Source organism: Pseudoalteromonas arctica A 37-1-2, from assembly GCF_000238395.3.
Classification (GTDB): domain Bacteria; phylum Pseudomonadota; class Gammaproteobacteria; order Enterobacterales; family Alteromonadaceae; genus Pseudoalteromonas; species Pseudoalteromonas arctica.
In genome coordinates, this window is sequence record NZ_CP011025.1 from 3,143,569 (window position 1) to 3,158,669 (window position 15,101).

The following is a 15,101-nucleotide window of genomic DNA, read 5'->3' on the forward strand; positions in this document are numbered from 1 at the left end:
AACAAACAGAGTTAACTTAATCACTACGCCTATTTTAAAAACAAGCGCGATCAAGCAACCTAAATATGTAAATAACTAGCCTAATAGCGCACAAGCGCAGGCAGCTTTTTACAAAGTATTTAAAATTAAATTAAAAACTAACTAAGTGAATTGGGTGGCGGTACATCTGGCGGGTAATTTAACCCGTTATAGCAAGCAGGCGAAGTTGCTTTACTTTGCTCTGGGCTTATTGAATGGCTAGAGGTACTGTTGTAGCCACAATGGCAATGTTGGTGGGCATGAATTTCGGTAGTTGATGTTTTATCGCTTTGGTTATCATCGGCTGTGGAGTCGCCTTGCGATAACGAACTGGTTACGTGATCAACGTCTTCTTGCAAATGATACGCAGCGCCATCACAGCTAATAAAGCTGTGTACAAGCACTAATAATATCACTATTAAAAAACGGTTTGAGCGCATTACCTACCTACAAAATTCAAAAAAGGAGTTCCTCAAGTTACTTGAACATAAAGGGAACAAACAGCATAATAAACCTTCTAGTCACTGGAAGGTCAATATGCAAATTAAACAACTTTCGCAATTAGTAAATTTAAACGAAAAAACAATTCGTTATTACGAGCAAATTGGTCTTACACCACCAGCGCAGCGCGCAAATAATGGTTACAGAATTTACCTTCAAGATGATGTTGAACGACTTGTGTTTATTCGCCGTTGTCGAGACTTACAAATACCGATTGATGATATTAAAGTGATAATTGCTGCACAAAATCAAGGCGATGAGTCATGTATTGAAGTTGACGGTATTATTGAAAAGCAGTTAATAAAAGTACGTGCCGCACAAAAAGAGCTAAAAAAACTCGAACGTTCACTATCAAACTTACTTGATGGCTGTAGTGAGCACAGCATTAATAATTGCAATATAATAAAAAAGCTAAAAAGCTAACTTTTCTGTTCATCAATACAGCATTCGCTTTGCAAAAATGCGAGTACATCATCTAAGCGCTGATACGTCGCTACGCAATATAGTGTTCGACCTTCGCGTCGCTGGCTAATTAGCCCTGCAGATACTAAACCCGATATATGATGCGAGAGTGTTGAGCCTGCCATATTTAGTTCTTCTTGAATACTTCCTACGCTAATACCAGAGTGACCTGCTTTAACTACACGTTTGTATATCGTTAAGCGTGTTGGATGACCTAATTCTTTCAATGCTTTTGCAACGTCTGTAATTTCCATTACAACCTCGTAATTTCTAAGTTATTGGAAATAATATCAAGTTACTGCTTTAAATAAAGCTTTATTAGCTACACCTTTCATTTACTAAAAGTACTTCTGCATTTCTAGAAATAAAGTATTGACGTTTTTATTATGAAGAATATAATTCCATTAAATTCGAAATATAATTTAATGGATTAAGTTATCAATCTGTACTTTGGAGTGTGTAATGAGTAATGAAATGCTAGCAATGGCAAAAGAGGCGTTAGGCATGTTTGTCTTTTTAGCCACAGAATTAACTATTTTATTTATTGTTATTAGTTATTTAGTAGGTGTTTTACAGCTATTTATAACGCCTGAAAAAATCCAATCAATTTTAAGTTCAAAAAATGGTAAGGGTTACGTTGTCGCCGCTTTATTAGGTGCCATAACGCCATTTTGTTCGTGCTCAACTATTCCATTTTTAAAGGGATTACTGAGAGCTAGAGCGGGCTTTGGCCCAATGATGGTGTTTTTATTTGGCAGCCCACTACTCAACCCTGTCATCATTGGGTTATTTGTGATTACCTTTGGCTGGCAAGTCGCTTTATTTTACTTTTTAGTGGCTCTGGTGGTATCGGTTATAGCGGGTTATACCCTTGAAAAACTAGGCTTTGAAAGGTACGTAAAGCCAGAAGCTTACAGCATTAAGGCCGTTAGTAGCTGCGCAGAGTCGAGCTGTAGCGAACCTAAGGCATTAGAGCCTAAAAAAACACAGCCAAACCGCTGGATTAAAGTGTGGCGCGCCACCTTTAAAGATTTTAAACAGGTGTTCCCGTACTTAATGCTAGGGGTAGCAATAGGCTCGTTTATTTATGGCTTTATTCCTACCGAGCTAATTGCTAAATATGCGGGCGATGGTATGTGGTACGCCATTCCTATTGCAGCCATTATTGGTATTCCACTTTATATTAGAGCCGAAGCCGTTATTCCGCTAAGTGCCGCATTGGTTAAAAAAGGCATGGCGCTTGGCTCGGTAATGGCATTAATAATTGGCAGCGCGGGCGCAAGCTTAACAGAAGTTATTTTGCTTAAATCTATTTTTAAAAACCAAATGATAGCAGCTTTTTTGTTTGTCATTATTACTATGGCTATTGGTGCAGGCTTTTTATACAAAGCTATTTTTTAAACACTCATTTTTCTAAACTCAGTGGGTGACACGCCCACTGATTTTTTAAACCGTTTTGAAAAATTAAATATATTAGGATACCCCACATAAGCGGCAATATGGGCAACAGGCCAGCGGGTATTTAAAAGCAAGTTTTTGGCCCGTTTAATACGTAAATAAATAAGCTGCTGCATTGGGCTTTTACCAAATTGCGCTTGGCATAACCTATGTAAATGCGGTGCTGAGTAATGCACGTGCTCGCACATGACCTCTATAGTCCAATCAAACTGTAAGCGCTCTTCTACCTCTAAAAACAAGCTGGTTAATCTGTTGTGCCCGCCTATTTGCGGCTCGCTTTGCAACGTAATGTTTAAATAATGACTTAAAATAGGCATAACTCCTTCGCGCAAAGTAGCGTTACTTTCGCTATATAAAAGCTCCATAGCTAAATGTAATGGCGCTAATTGCTGATTAGTTAATACCTTAGCCTGCGCTAAATTTAAATGTTGCCAGCGTTTAGTGTTTGCAAGATTCAGCCAAATTACATCCCACTTCTCGCTTGCTATTTTAACTTCAAAACTTTGCCGTGCAGGCAATATAGCTAAGCTATTTTCAGCCAGTGCATATTCGTTATTTACGGTTTTAAGCGTGCCCTGACCACCCAAAGTATAAAAAAGAGTGTGTTCAAGCGAGTTAGTACGTGCAACACAATAGTCACCCAATAAATTAGAGCAACCTGCCAGCTCTATTTCAAGGTTTGCCATTTGCGAAAGCGTGGTTAAATCAATAAACCGTTCTGTACACTCTGGGCCAATATCGAGTACATCTACAATAGTGTTACGCATAATTTAAAATGATAGTTTTGGATAAATAAAAGAGAGCTTTAAGCATAACCTCAACGCATTATTTTAGCTATATTTAAGCCACTATAATTGCCATACATGCAATAGGACACTAATGAACTCACTACAACACATAATTAATCGCCGCGATTGGGAAAACCCAATTTCAGTACAAGTTAATCAAGTAAAAGCGCACAGCCCACTCAATGGTTTTAAAAGCGTTGAACATGCTCGCACCAATACACAGCCACAAAAACAGTGTTTAAATGGGCAATGGGACTTTAAATTATTTGATAAACCCGAAGCGGTTGATGAGTCATTGCTAAGTGAAACACTAAACAGCAACTGGCAAAGTATTACAGTGCCTTCTAACTGGCAATTACACGGCTTTGATAAACCTATTTACTGTAATGTTAAGTACCCATTTGCAGTTAACCCGCCTTTTGTACCAAGCGATAACCCTACAGGCTGTTACCGCACTGAATTTAATATAAGCGAAAGTCAGCTAACTCAGCGTAATCATATTATTTTTGAAGGCGTTAACTCGGCGTTTCACCTGTGGTGTAACGGACAGTGGGTGGGTTATTCACAAGATAGCCGTTTACCGAGCGAGTTTGATTTAAGCGAACTGTTAGTTGCAGGCACTAACCGTATTGCCGTTATGGTTATTCGTTGGAGCGATGGCAGTTATTTAGAAGATCAGGACATGTGGTGGCTAAGCGGTATTTTTCGCGATGTTAACTTACTTACAAAACCACAAAACCAAATACGTGATGTGTTTATAACCCCCGATTTAGACGCTTGCTATCGCGATGCAACGCTACATATAAAAACGGCGATTAATGCGCCAAATAACTATCAAATAGCAGTGCAAGTTTTTGATGGCGAACAGGCATTATGTGAGCCGCAGATTCAAAATACTAACAATAAACGTGTTGATGAAAAAGGTGGCTGGAGCGATGTTGTATTTCAAACAATTGATATACAAAGCCCTAAAAAATGGACCGCCGAAACCCCGTACTTATACCGCTGCGTTGTAAGTCTGCTTGATGATCAAGGCAATACCATCGACGTTGAAGCTTATAACATTGGCTTTAGAAAAGTAGAAATGCTTAACGGGCAGCTTTGCTTAAACGGCAAACCGCTACTTATTCGCGGTGTTAACCGCCACGAACACCACCCAGAAAACGGCCATACAGTTACTACCGCCGATATGATTGAAGATATTAAGCTGATGAAGCAAAATAACTTTAACGCCGTGCGTACTGCTCACTACCCTAACCATCCACGCTTTTACGAGTTATGTGACGAACTAGGTTTATACGTAGTAGATGAAGCCAACATAGAAACCCACGGCATGTTTCCTATGGGGCGTTTAGCTAGCGATCCGCAGTGGGCTGGTGCATTTATGTCGCGTTATACACAAATGGTTGAGCGCGATAAAAACCACGCCTCAATTATTATTTGGTCACTAGGAAACGAATGCGGACACGGCGCAAATCATGATGCGATGTACGGCTGGTCAAAAAGCTTTGACCCCTCTCGCCCAGTGCAATACGAAGGCGGCGGCGCAAACACAACGGCTACCGACATTATTTGCCCAATGTACGCCCGTGTAGATACCGATATTAAAGACGATGCGGTACCTAAATACTCTATTAAAAAGTGGCTAAGCCTACCAGGTGAAACTCGCCCGCTTATTTTATGTGAATACGCCCATGCAATGGGTAACAGCCTAGGTAGCTTTGACGATTACTGGCAAGCATTTAGAGAATACCCACGCCTACAAGGCGGCTTTATTTGGGATTGGGTAGACCAAGGTTTATCTAAAACAGACGAAAACGGCAAGCATTATTGGGCTTACGGCGGCGACTTTGGTGATGAACTAAATGACCGTCAATTTTGTATAAACGGGTTATTGTTCCCAGACCGCACGCCGCACCCTAGCCTGTTTGAGGCTAAGTACAGCCAGCAACATTTACAATTTACATTGCGTGAGCTAAATCAAAACCAATATACCATTGATGTATTTAGCGATTACGTATTTAGACACACCGATAACGAAAAACTGGTTTGGCAACTAATGCAAAATGGCATCTGTGTTGAGCAAGGCGAGCATGTACTTAATATTGCTCCGCAAAGTACGCACACGTTAACTATTAAAACTAAAACAGCGTTTGAGCAAGGTGCGCAATATTACCTTAATTTAGATGTAGCATTAGTTAACGACTCACACTTTGCAAACGCTAATCACGTTATGGATTCAGAGCAGTTTAAGCTTATAAATAGTAACAATTTAAGCAGTAAGTTATTTGTATCATCATCTGAGCAAAACGCTATAAGTGTTAGCGAAACCGACTCTCAACTAAGTATTGAAAACGATAAATTTAAACTTGTTTTTAGCAAGCAATCAGGGCTTATAGAACAGTGGTTACAAAACGATACTCCGGTTATTAGTAGCCCACTGGTTGATAACTTTTATCGTGCCCCACTTGATAACGACATTGGTGTAAGCGAAGTAGACAATCTAGACCCCAATGCATGGGAGGCTCGTTGGTTGCGTGCAGGTATAGGGCAATGGCAGCGCACATGCAGCTCAATTCACGCAGTGCAATCAAGCGTTGATGTACGTATTACTTGTGTATTTAATTACGAGTTTAATGGCGTGCTACAGGCTCAAACACAGTGGCTATATACACTAAATGATACCGGCAATATTAGCTTAAATATTGACGTGCACTTAAACGACACTCTGCCGCCAATGCCGCGTATAGGGCTAAGTACAACAGTTAGCAAGCAAAGCGATACAAAAATAAACTGGCTAGGTTTAGGGCCTTTTGAAAACTACCCAGATCGCAAAGCCGCAGCACGTTTAGGTTATTACAGCTTGAGCTTAAATGAGTTACATACACCGTATATATTCCCAACTGATAATGGCCTGCGTAGCGATTGCCAATTGCTGAGTATTAATAACTTAACTGTAACTGGTGCGTTTTTGTTTGCAGCCAGCGAGTATTCGCAAAGTACGCTAACGCAAGCAAAACACACTAACGAACTCATTGCTGATGATTGCGTACATGTACACATTGATCATCAACATATGGGTGTAGGTGGCGATGATTCATGGAGCCCAAGTACTCATAAAGAGTATTTACTTGAGCAAAAGCAGTACAGCTATTCTTTAACTTTTTCAGCTAAATAATTTAGTAGTTAACCTACAAAAATAGCGGCCAAATTGGCCGCTATTCTTCAATTAATAAACTCTATTTATTAGCTAGTTTTTTAGCTAATACGTTATCAAGCGAAAAGCTTCCCGCTCCTTGAATTGCTAAAACTGTAGTTACTACAAGTAACGTTAATGCGTATTCATAGCCATTGTTTGCCATAAATAAGCCATTACTAATATGTACGCTAAAAATAGCAATCAGCATAGTAAAGCCGGCAACTACAGCAGCTGGGCGAGTTAACAAACCAATTGCTAATGCAATGCCACCAAAAAACTCAGCGCTACCTGCCATCATTGCTAACCAATAGCCAGGCTCTAAACCAATACTCGCCATCCATTGGCCTGTACCTTCAAGCCCGTAATCGCCAAACCAAGCAAATAGTTTTTGTGCACCATGCGCCGCTAAAATAAGGCCAACTGGTACTCGTAAAATTAATGCTGCTACGCCTGCTTTTGAGCTAAGTAATGTGTTTAGTAATTTCATGAGTTTAGTCCTGTTTTAATTTATTTAATCGTTAGATTTTTCCTAACCGTTGAGCACAGTTTACTATCATCATTAAAAAACATTAATACAGACTTTATTGGTTAATTAGCAACGCAGTATTTATAATAAACCATAAAAAAACCGCCCACCTAAAGGTTGACGGTTTTTTATTAACGCTAAAACTTAGTATATTTAAGTAAGCGCTTAGCTTTGAAAATTAAGCAACTGCTTGCTCTAAAATTTCGCGGCTTTCTTTAAGCGTAATAGCTTGGTTTTCACCAAGTGCTAGCATGCCGTGTGCTTCAAGTTTGCCAATAATATTGTCAATAGCAGCGGCTTTATCATCGCCATGTTCAGTAAGCTGGGTCGCTACGTCAAGGCTGTGGTAAAACGCTTCGATTGCTAAAATTGTTTTCTCAGCTAAATCGTCAGATTGCTCAAGACCAAATACGTTTTTACCCATTTGCTCTAGTTTTGCTTTTTTAACTGCAAATTGGTTGCGTAGTAAAGAAGGCTGAACAATAGCAAGTGAACGAGCATGATCAACGCCGTAAGCAGCTGTAAGCTCGTGGCCAATCATGTGTGTTGCCCAATCTTGCGATACACCAGAACCAATTAAACCATTAAGTGCTTGGTTAGCTGCCCACATAAGGTTTGCACGCCATGCATCGTCTTGGTTTTCAAAGTTATCGCCCAGTGTTTTAAGCGTTCTTAAAAGTGCCTCTGCGTAACCTTCTTGAACCAATGCTGTTTCAGGGAATGTTAGGTACTGCTCACAGGTATGAACCCACGCGTCTACTAAACCATTTACAAGTTGGCGCTGTGGTAATGTTTTCATTACATCAGGGTCCATAATCGCAAATTTAGGAAGTACTTCTGGTGATGCAAACGGTAGTTTTTGCTTTGTTGCTTCTTTGCTCACAACTGAGTTTTGGTTAGACTCTGAACCCGTTGCAGGCAATGTTAATATTGCACCAATTGGTAATGCGCTAGTAATAGTGTGCTTACCAGTAGGAATATCCCAACCTTCTCCATCATAAACTGCAGATGCTGCAATGTATTTAACGCCGTCGATTACTGAACCGCCGCCTACACCTAGTACAAAGTCGATGCCTTGTTCTTTACAAATTTTTACTGCTTGGTCTAGTACTTCTATAGTTGGGTTAGCGCCTACACCCGAAAATTCAACCCAGTCAAAGCCTTCAAGTGCTGCTGCAACTTGGTCGTACACGCCGTTCTTTTTAATTGAACCGCCGCCGTACACTACAAGTACTTTTTGATCCTTTGCGATCAAATCAGTTAGTGAGGCAATTTGTTCTTGGCCGAACTGGATAAGTGTTGGGTTTACGTAGCTAAATTTCATTATTTTGCTCCTAGGTGACGGTTAAATACTAAATATAATGCTTAGTTACTAACTAAGCTAAACTTCAACGAGTGCATATTAGTGGCAAAATAAACATAAAAAAAGCCCAATAACTCGCAAAAGCTTGCCTAAAACTGTCAAGATTGATATTTTACGCAAAATTCGTACGATAGTAGAAGTTTTAATGTCCTCAATAGCCAACATGATGCAAAAATTTGCAGAGCACAATAATTTACTTAACTTTGAAGGCAACATGGAAACCATTATTCCAGGTGTGTATTTTCATCGTGCAAGTAAAAGCTCGCCGCGCCAGCCACTTATATATAACTCAGGTATTATTATTGTTGGGCAAGGACATAAGATAATTCATTTCCCTGATCATCAAATAAAATATGGTGAAGGCGACTACCTTGTTTTAGGTGTACCAGTGCCACTTGAATGCGAAGCTTTTACCGATAACAACCAGCCTGTTATGGGTATTGTTATAGATATAAACCCGGTAATGTTACATAAATTAGTAAACCAAATTGGTACACATAAGCCATTCACCACTGGGCAAATGAGTGGCGTTCAATCGGCTAAAATAGATGGCGCAATGGAGCAAGTAACCCACCGTTTACTTAGCGTGCTTAATAACCCCATTGAGGCTGACGTTTTTGGCGAAGATATAGTAAAAGAATTGGTATATCGTGTACTTTGTGGTCCACAAGGACATACTTTAATAGGGCTTGCTATGCATGATGGGCATTATGCGCGTATCGCCTGTACGCTCTCAACTATGCACAGTAGTTATGCCAATCAAATTACAGTTGAGGGGTTGGCTGAAGATGTAAACATGAGCGTATCGTCGTTCCATCGTGCTTTTAGGCAAGTAACATTTGAGTCACCTTTGCAGTATTTAAAAAAAGTACGCTTAGCTAAAGCTAAAGAGCTTATAACCAGTAGTGGAAGCAAAGCCAACGAAGCTGCATTAAAGGTTGGCTATACCAGCCCATCGCAATTTAGCCGCGAATTTAAACGCCACTTTAATAAAACCCCCAGTGAAATGTTAATTCAACTACATAACTAGGTAATGGCTTTAGATATGTAAGTTAACCGAGCGAGTCAATCTTAAGCACTGCTTTTTTGGTGTTTAGCATAGCTTGCTTGGTAAATTGGCGATTAATAAATTGGCTAAAAATAATAGTAAATAACGTTGAGAAAATGGCAGCTGTTGCGTACACCTGCCAAATCATAAAGTTATGTTTTAACATAAACGCAATCACCGCAAAAAATACACATCCACCTAATGAACCAATAATACCGCCATTAAGAATTTTAAACGTTGAGGCTTGTTTGTCACTAAAATGGGCAACACTGCCCATTACCGCCAAAATAACCGGAAAGGTAGATATTAACCCGCTCCATGCAGACCCTATATGCTGCGATATAAACGTAACAAGCACGATAAAGCTCGTCACTAATATCATTTTTACCGGAAGCTCCCAGCGAGCATTTAATGGTTTTGCATCAACTGATATATTTAGCTTTGTAGAGATAATAGTTAAACCGAGTAAAATACAAAGTGAAACCACACTCGCCACAATAATATTCACTGGTAAAAATAAAGTAATAACGCTAAATACGCACCAAATACTCAACGCTGTAAAAAGCGATTTAAGCATTCCAAATCTTCGTGATACAACCAAGTAACTAAAACAAAATAAGCCTATACCGCTCATACCATAAAGAGAGGCCACCGCTGAGTTAGCTGCAAATAATTTACCTTGCTCTAATGCTATAAAATAAGAAATAGGCCCAGAGGTAATAGGCAAGCCAGGAATTATGCCGCTAACAAAACTACCAAAGCGTTTTTGGGCGAATGTTATTAGTAAAATAAGCAAAGGTGCAATTATGAGTTTAAGCAGCATAAATAACAATAAAGTATGAGAATTGAAATTAAGTCTACGTGTCTATACCTACATTGTAGAGTGAATAAAAATCATGTATGTAGCGTAATTTTTTTTACCTGTAAATATTAACTAATTTATCAAAACACTGATTAATAGTTATAAAAAAACCACTTATTAAAGTGGTTTTTTTAGCTTAACTTAAACAACAGCATTTATACTTTTTTAAATAAAACCTCTGGATTTACCATGGTTTTCATTTCAAGCACATTGCCATTTGGATCTTCAATAAAAAACGTTTCTTGCTCAAACTCATCACCAATAAATCGGCGATATGGTTTATCTAGGTATTCAATACCCGCATCTTCAATACGTGTTTTTAACCCGTTAAATTCATCTTCAGATAAGTGAATCCCAAAGTGAGGTACTGCCACAGCTCCCATATCTACATCATGGCGAACTGTTGGTAGGCGCTCAACACTTTGGTGCAAGGTAAGTTCATTACCCCAAAAATCTATATCTACCCAGCGACCTTCTTCACTGTTACCCGTTTTACAGCCTAATACGTCACAATAAAACGCTTTAGCCACTTTTAAATCGCCAGCCGGAATAGCCAGATGTAAACAGTTAGACATAAATAACCCTTGGTTAACACTTTAATACATTAAATTATCGCCATTATACATAACTTGTGATTTATAGAACATTAACAGCGGCACTATTAAGCATATTTAATACCTAAAAGCCGTTTAAAAAACACGCTTTTAAAGTTTGTAATTACTTATAACATTTATTTGTTAGAGAGTATTAGAAAGCGCAAAAGGATTAGTTTAAAATGCGCCGCTATGATTAAATTCTTATTTTTAAAATTCATCACTTTCTTTTTAGGCTTTGTAGCTTGCTTTGCTATGCACACTACTTTTGCATTACCTTTAGTGATTTCTGCTGCGCTAACGGGGCTTATTGGCTCGTTTATTCCTTTTCCTGCACATTATAAAAACCATCCGTATGCTGCAATTTATGCTGGTAGCTTCGCAGGTATGTGTTCAACTCATTTAATTACCAGTTACTGGGAAATTGCTATTATTTCGCTTATTGGCTCAAGTTTGTATGTGCTTACTATGAATATGTTTACAGGTTTTGGTGGCAAGCTTGGTAGTGTTGCCTTTGCAAGTGTGGCACTTTTTGTATTAGCCAGAGGAATAGTATTATGAGTATTGAATATCCATTACTTGTACTGCTTGGGGCTTTTTTAACATTTTATTTAGCTAAGCATAGTCGCTTTGACGGGGTTAGAGCGTCGTCTTCACTTTCTATTATTGCTTATTTAATTTTTAGCGCTTTAAATTTGAACCCCGATTTATACGCAATTGTATTTTTTGGCGGTACATTTATAGGTATGAGCGCCCCACATCGATTTGGTATTTATACTGTAGCAAGCTCATCTATTTTATTTTCAATCTTATTTGAATTTCTTGTACCAAAACTTGACGGCTATGGCGGTGCATTGGGTATTAGTGCATTTTTATCTGTCTGCATTTGCCATACTTGCATTTTATTAGGTGCCCCAAGAAGTAAAAAACCACAATAACTTACTTACGTTTAATGCTACTTGTAGGGTAGCCAAATAGCACTCTACATTTAGCTTTTATTCCCGATGCCTTATAAACACTTTTCAATAAGTGCTCCCACTGATGAAACGTAATAACGACTGGGTTATTGCTATTAAGCTGCCCTATAATGCCGTATTTACAAGGCTTTGATTTATCTTCTTCTACAAAGGTGCCAAATAACTTATCCCAAATAATAAGTACACCTGCAAAGTTTTTATCAAGGTAACCTGCATTTATTGCGTGATGAACTCGGTGATGCGAAGGCGTATTAAATACTTTTTCAAACCAGCCTAACTTACCTACTATTTGAGTATGTACAAAAAATTGATACGCCAAATTTAATGCAACCACGCTAAATACTGTTAGCGGTTCAAATCCAATTAAAATCATAGGTAGCCAAAACACCCACATACCGGCTACGGGGTACATTAAGCTTTGCCTAAATGCGGTGGTGAAATTCATTTTAGTTGAGCTATGGTGCACCACATGTGCAGCCCACAACCAATGAATATGATGCGATGCTTTATGAAACCAATAATATAAAAAATCTTGCAGTAAAAATGCAAATGCAATACTTAATACACTCACTTCAATATCAAACAATCTATAGTCATACAACCAATTTAATAAAGGCATTAACAGCAGTAACGCAATAGCATCTGCGCCTTGGTGTAATAGCGCTAACACTGTATTTGCTAGGCTATCTTTTATGTCGTAATAGCGCTTAAACTTAATAAACTCACAGCAAACAAATATCAAAAATATTGGGCTAAGAGCGAGCAAAATAATTTCTGAGTTCATACTTTACCCGCCAAAAAATAATTATTTAAATTGTTTAACGCTTGGGTTATATCTTTTGTAATAACATATTTAAGTAATGCATTTGGCATCCACCATGGAGCTGAGCAGCTTATGCAATAGTTAAGTTCGGTAACTAAAGTATTGATGTCTTTATTTGCAGTGAGGTATATATCGCCTCGATGATTAGCTACTGGTTTATCGCCTACTATTTGGTAACTGATCTGATTTTGATCGGCACTGATTATTTGCTCTGAAAACGTTATTTTACCTATTTTCACTTGCCTAACAGATCCTTTTCCGCCTTCTATTTGCCCTTCGTTTTGTGCTTGTAGCAGCGTAAATTTGGCATTAAAAAATCGATGCAACTGTTGATGATCCAATAGTGTGCTTATTATTTGCTTTGGCTGTGCATTAAGCGTTTGTTTAATTGTTATAAGTATCATTTTTACAGCAAGAGGTTATTAGGCATTCAACTAGCATATAAAAATTTAACGTGGCAAACTTGCTAATACATGACTATTTTTTAGCTTTAGATGACAAATGCACACATTAGCTGATCATTACTTTTCAAGTATTCTTGATTACTTACAAGCGCAAGGCATTAGTACTAAAACGGCTTTGCACGCTATTAGCTTTGACGAATTTAGTAATCAGCGTACCCATCAATTAGCGCCGCGTATTAGTTTAAATAGTTACAATGCTTTATTAGTTTATGGCAAGAAAACACTTAACGATCCTCTTTTTGGTTTTACCCTAGGTCAGCAAATTCGCACTGCTGACTACGGCGTTTTAGGTTACTTAATTGAATCAAGCGATAACTTAAGCAGTGCCATTAAAGCATTGTTAAGCTACGACAGCTTGGTGGCTGATATTGGTAAAGCCAAGTTTGAACTAAATACTGATACAGCAACTATTCGTTGGATTGCTCACCAAAGTTGTAATGAGCATGTTGTTTTACGAAACATGACCGCGTGGGTAAGTGTAATTCGCCAGTTAATAAATTTAACGCTTTCGCCAAGTAGTATTAGTTTCACTTATAATTGGTTGCCATCGCAAAGGCGCGCCCTTGAATCATGGTTTAAATGCCCTGTAAAAAGCAGTGCTGAATATAATCAAATTAGCTTTCCGAGCGATTATTTGACGCTGCCCTTTAAAACCGATAACGCCATTATTAATTCTACTTTTAAGCAATTGTCAGAGCAGCAACTCTCTAACTTTAAAAGCCAGCAGTGTATTGACGATAAAGTTAATCAGTTACTTACAGCTAAAACTACCTTGCAAAACTGCAACCTAATAGGCATAGCTGATGCGCTTAATTTAACACCCCGAACGCTACAACGACGCTTAAAACAACAAAACTTAACCTTTGCTCAGCTACTTGAAAAAGAACGAAAAAAACGTGCAGATACATTAATAGCCAGCATGCCACTTGCTGATTTATCTAATATTTTAGGATTTAAAGATCAAAGCTCTTTTAATCGAGCTTTTTTACGCTGGCATAAATGCTCGCCATTACAATTTATAAAATACAAAACAGCAAGCACAGCCAAGTAAATGCAAATTATTTACGTTATATAAACATAATATATATATGTTTTAGTTAATACTCTCTACACTAGGTGTATTATTGCTTTAAAAGATTTTTTATGTTTTTGCGTGTTTTATTAAGTGCTTTTGTATTTATTTTATATAGCCCCCTGTGTAACGCCGATTCGGTTACTTTTATAGCTGAAGACCTTCCTCCTTATCACTTTAAAAATCAGCAAGGTGAAGTAAGCGGCGCTTTAGTCGACATTGCCAAAGCAGTTGTGAAGCAAACAAACTTAACCGCTAATTTTGAAATAATGCCTATGGCCCGCGTTTTTAAAGAGCATAAAACAAATACCAACGCCATAATGTTGTCTTTGTTAAAAACCCCAGAGCGGATTAATAAATATACATGGTTAGGCGAAGTGTATTTTGCAGATGCTTATTTAATTAGCTTAAAAAGCCATGTAGATGAAGTTGTTCACTTAAATTTTGCTAAAGAGTATAAAGTAGCAACCATTCGTGGCTACCTGAGCGAAGCCTACTTAAAACAAAAAGGCTTTACCGAAAATAACAATTTAATACTGGTCAGTTACTATAATCAACTTTGGCAAATGCTTTATAAAAACCGGATCGACTTTGTAGTAACTAATACACTTACACTTAATAACGAGCTAAAAAGCCTAGGACTCGATCCTAGCCTAATAACAAAACGAATTCATTTAAGCGATCTTCCCTCCTCACTTAATTTTGCAGCAAGTAATCAACTTAATCCTAAAACAGCTAAAGCACTCTCTGACGCATTAAGTAACATTAAAGAAAATGGTGAATATCATGCCATTTTAAACAAGTGGAAACTTTTATTACCAAACACGACTAACTTGCAGCACTAACCATAGTTAAAGCCCGACATTAGTTATTGGCAGTGGTTATTTAGTTATTTGCTAAACGCGGCAAAGCAAACTACAAAATTAAAAATCTCCTCCCCTCCAAAA

17 protein-coding genes are annotated in these 15,101 nt (G+C 38.2%); 8 read left to right on the forward strand and 9 right to left on the reverse strand.

What is annotated here, in order from left to right; translation table 11 throughout:
- Positions 1–137 precede the first annotated feature (137 nt).
- Positions 138–458, reverse strand: coding sequence for a hypothetical protein (locus PARC_RS14180; RefSeq protein WP_007378232.1), 321 nt, complete (start codon positions 456–458; stop codon positions 138–140).
- A gap of 97 nt (positions 459–555) precedes the next feature.
- Here PARC_RS14180 and PARC_RS14185 point away from each other — a divergent pair, with 97 nt between their 5' ends.
- A complete protein-coding gene (locus PARC_RS14185; RefSeq protein ID WP_010554609.1) occupies positions 556–942 on the forward strand; it encodes a MerR family transcriptional regulator in 387 nt (128 codons plus the stop codon).
- Here PARC_RS14185 and PARC_RS14190 read toward each other — a convergent pair.
- Positions 939–1,235 (reverse strand): ArsR/SmtB family transcription factor, encoded by a 297-nt coding sequence (locus PARC_RS14190; protein ID WP_010554610.1) that lies wholly within the window; start codon positions 1,233–1,235, stop codon positions 939–941. The two genes, PARC_RS14185 and PARC_RS14190, sit on opposite strands and share 4 nt — an antisense overlap.
- Positions 1,236–1,443: 208 nt before the next feature.
- Between PARC_RS14190 and PARC_RS14195 the strand changes: the two genes are divergently transcribed.
- On the forward strand, positions 1,444–2,382 hold the full coding sequence (locus PARC_RS14195; protein WP_010554611.1) for a permease: 939 nt from the start codon (positions 1,444–1,446) through the stop codon (positions 2,380–2,382).
- Here PARC_RS14195 and PARC_RS14200 read toward each other — a convergent pair.
- Positions 2,379–3,206, reverse strand: coding sequence for an AraC family transcriptional regulator (locus PARC_RS14200; protein WP_010554612.1), 828 nt, complete (start codon positions 3,204–3,206; stop codon positions 2,379–2,381). The two genes, PARC_RS14195 and PARC_RS14200, sit on opposite strands and share 4 nt — an antisense overlap.
- Positions 3,207–3,318: 112 nt before the next feature.
- Between PARC_RS14200 and PARC_RS14205 the strand changes: the two genes are divergently transcribed.
- Positions 3,319–6,405 (forward strand): beta-galactosidase, encoded by a 3,087-nt coding sequence (locus PARC_RS14205; RefSeq protein WP_010554613.1) that lies wholly within the window; start codon positions 3,319–3,321, stop codon positions 6,403–6,405.
- Between the two features lie 61 nt (positions 6,406–6,466).
- On the opposite strand, the gene PARC_RS14210 is transcribed toward PARC_RS14205, so the two are convergent.
- Both PARC_RS14210 and PARC_RS14215 read right to left on the reverse strand, forming a co-directional pair.
- Positions 6,467–6,913, reverse strand: coding sequence for a DoxX family protein (locus PARC_RS14210; protein ID WP_010554614.1), 447 nt, complete (start codon positions 6,911–6,913; stop codon positions 6,467–6,469).
- A gap of 217 nt (positions 6,914–7,130) precedes the next feature.
- Positions 7,131–8,276, reverse strand: a complete 1,146-nt coding sequence (locus PARC_RS14215) for an iron-containing alcohol dehydrogenase (RefSeq protein ID WP_007587207.1) — start codon at positions 8,274–8,276, stop codon at positions 7,131–7,133.
- Positions 8,277–8,460: 184 nt separating this feature from the next.
- Between PARC_RS14215 and PARC_RS14220 the strand changes: the two genes are divergently transcribed.
- Positions 8,461–9,345: an AraC family transcriptional regulator gene (locus PARC_RS14220; RefSeq protein ID WP_033012921.1), complete on the forward strand. Its 885-nt coding sequence runs from the start codon at positions 8,461–8,463 to the stop codon at positions 9,343–9,345.
- A gap of 22 nt (positions 9,346–9,367) precedes the next feature.
- On the opposite strand, the gene PARC_RS14225 is transcribed toward PARC_RS14220, so the two are convergent.
- Positions 9,368–10,186 carry a hypothetical protein gene (locus tag PARC_RS14225; RefSeq protein WP_010554616.1) on the reverse strand — a complete coding sequence of 273 codons (819 nt, stop codon included), beginning with the start codon at positions 10,184–10,186 and terminating at the stop codon, positions 9,368–9,370.
- A 194-nt stretch (positions 10,187–10,380) separates the two neighbouring features.
- On the reverse strand, positions 10,381–10,800 hold the full coding sequence (locus PARC_RS14230) for a VOC family protein (protein ID WP_010554617.1): 420 nt from the start codon (positions 10,798–10,800) through the stop codon (positions 10,381–10,383).
- A gap of 273 nt (positions 10,801–11,073) precedes the next feature.
- Between PARC_RS14230 and PARC_RS14235 the strand changes: the two genes are divergently transcribed.
- Together PARC_RS14235 and PARC_RS14240 are read left to right on the forward strand one after the other, a co-directional pair.
- Entirely contained in the window at positions 11,074–11,379 is a 306-nt protein-coding gene (locus PARC_RS14235; protein ID WP_024605802.1) for a hypothetical protein, read from the forward strand.
- On the forward strand, positions 11,376–11,756 hold the full coding sequence (locus tag PARC_RS14240; protein ID WP_010554619.1) for a hypothetical protein: 381 nt from the start codon (positions 11,376–11,378) through the stop codon (positions 11,754–11,756). Before PARC_RS14235 ends, PARC_RS14240 begins: the two co-directional genes overlap by 4 nt.
- Before the next feature lies 1 nt (position 11,757).
- Here PARC_RS14240 and PARC_RS14245 read toward each other — a convergent pair whose 3' ends face one another.
- Both PARC_RS14245 and PARC_RS14250 read right to left on the reverse strand, forming a co-directional pair.
- On the reverse strand, positions 11,758–12,579 hold the full coding sequence (locus PARC_RS14245) for a sterol desaturase family protein (RefSeq protein WP_010554620.1): 822 nt from the start codon (positions 12,577–12,579) through the stop codon (positions 11,758–11,760).
- Positions 12,576–13,022 carry an SRPBCC family protein gene (locus PARC_RS14250; RefSeq protein WP_010554621.1) on the reverse strand — a complete coding sequence of 149 codons (447 nt, stop codon included), beginning with the start codon at positions 13,020–13,022 and terminating at the stop codon, positions 12,576–12,578. The genes PARC_RS14245 and PARC_RS14250 overlap by 4 nt, the downstream gene beginning before the upstream one ends.
- 97 nt (positions 13,023–13,119) lie before the next feature.
- Here PARC_RS14250 and PARC_RS14255 point away from each other — a divergent pair, with 97 nt between their 5' ends.
- Entirely contained in the window at positions 13,120–14,133 is a 1,014-nt protein-coding gene (locus tag PARC_RS14255; protein ID WP_010554622.1) for an AraC family transcriptional regulator, read from the forward strand.
- 92 nt (positions 14,134–14,225) lie between these two features.
- Positions 14,226–14,999 (forward strand): substrate-binding periplasmic protein, encoded by a 774-nt coding sequence (locus tag PARC_RS14260; protein WP_010554623.1) that lies wholly within the window; start codon positions 14,226–14,228, stop codon positions 14,997–14,999.
- The last annotated feature ends 102 nt before the right edge of the window (positions 15,000–15,101 follow it).

Bases quoted from the DNA above. Each gene is read 5' to 3' on its own strand.
- PARC_RS14180 (WP_007378232.1), bottom strand. From the start codon at position 458: ATGCGCTCAAACCGTTTTTTAATAGTGATATTATTAGTGCTTGTACAC.
- PARC_RS14185 (WP_010554609.1), top strand. From the start codon at position 556: ATGCAAATTAAACAACTTTCGCAATTAGTAAATTTAAACGAAAAAACA.
- PARC_RS14190 (WP_010554610.1), bottom strand. From the start codon at position 1,235: ATGGAAATTACAGACGTTGCAAAAGCATTGAAAGAATTAGGTCATCCA.
- PARC_RS14195 (WP_010554611.1), top strand. From the start codon at position 1,444: ATGAGTAATGAAATGCTAGCAATGGCAAAAGAGGCGTTAGGCATGTTT.
- PARC_RS14200 (WP_010554612.1), bottom strand. From the start codon at position 3,206: ATGCGTAACACTATTGTAGATGTACTCGATATTGGCCCAGAGTGTACA.
- PARC_RS14205 (WP_010554613.1), top strand. From the start codon at position 3,319: ATGAACTCACTACAACACATAATTAATCGCCGCGATTGGGAAAACCCA.
- PARC_RS14210 (WP_010554614.1), bottom strand. From the start codon at position 6,913: ATGAAATTACTAAACACATTACTTAGCTCAAAAGCAGGCGTAGCAGCA.
- PARC_RS14215 (WP_007587207.1), bottom strand. From the start codon at position 8,276: ATGAAATTTAGCTACGTAAACCCAACACTTATCCAGTTCGGCCAAGAA.
- PARC_RS14220 (WP_033012921.1), top strand. From the start codon at position 8,461: ATGTCCTCAATAGCCAACATGATGCAAAAATTTGCAGAGCACAATAAT.
- PARC_RS14225 (WP_010554616.1), bottom strand. From the start codon at position 10,186: ATGCTGCTTAAACTCATAATTGCACCTTTGCTTATTTTACTAATAACA.
- PARC_RS14230 (WP_010554617.1), bottom strand. From the start codon at position 10,800: ATGTCTAACTGTTTACATCTGGCTATTCCGGCTGGCGATTTAAAAGTG.
- PARC_RS14235 (WP_024605802.1), top strand. From the start codon at position 11,074: ATGCACACTACTTTTGCATTACCTTTAGTGATTTCTGCTGCGCTAACG.
- PARC_RS14240 (WP_010554619.1), top strand. From the start codon at position 11,376: ATGAGTATTGAATATCCATTACTTGTACTGCTTGGGGCTTTTTTAACA.
- PARC_RS14245 (WP_010554620.1), bottom strand. From the start codon at position 12,579: ATGAACTCAGAAATTATTTTGCTCGCTCTTAGCCCAATATTTTTGATA.
- PARC_RS14250 (WP_010554621.1), bottom strand. From the start codon at position 13,022: ATGATACTTATAACAATTAAACAAACGCTTAATGCACAGCCAAAGCAA.
- PARC_RS14255 (WP_010554622.1), top strand. From the start codon at position 13,120: ATGCACACATTAGCTGATCATTACTTTTCAAGTATTCTTGATTACTTA.
- PARC_RS14260 (WP_010554623.1), top strand. From the start codon at position 14,226: ATGTTTTTGCGTGTTTTATTAAGTGCTTTTGTATTTATTTTATATAGC.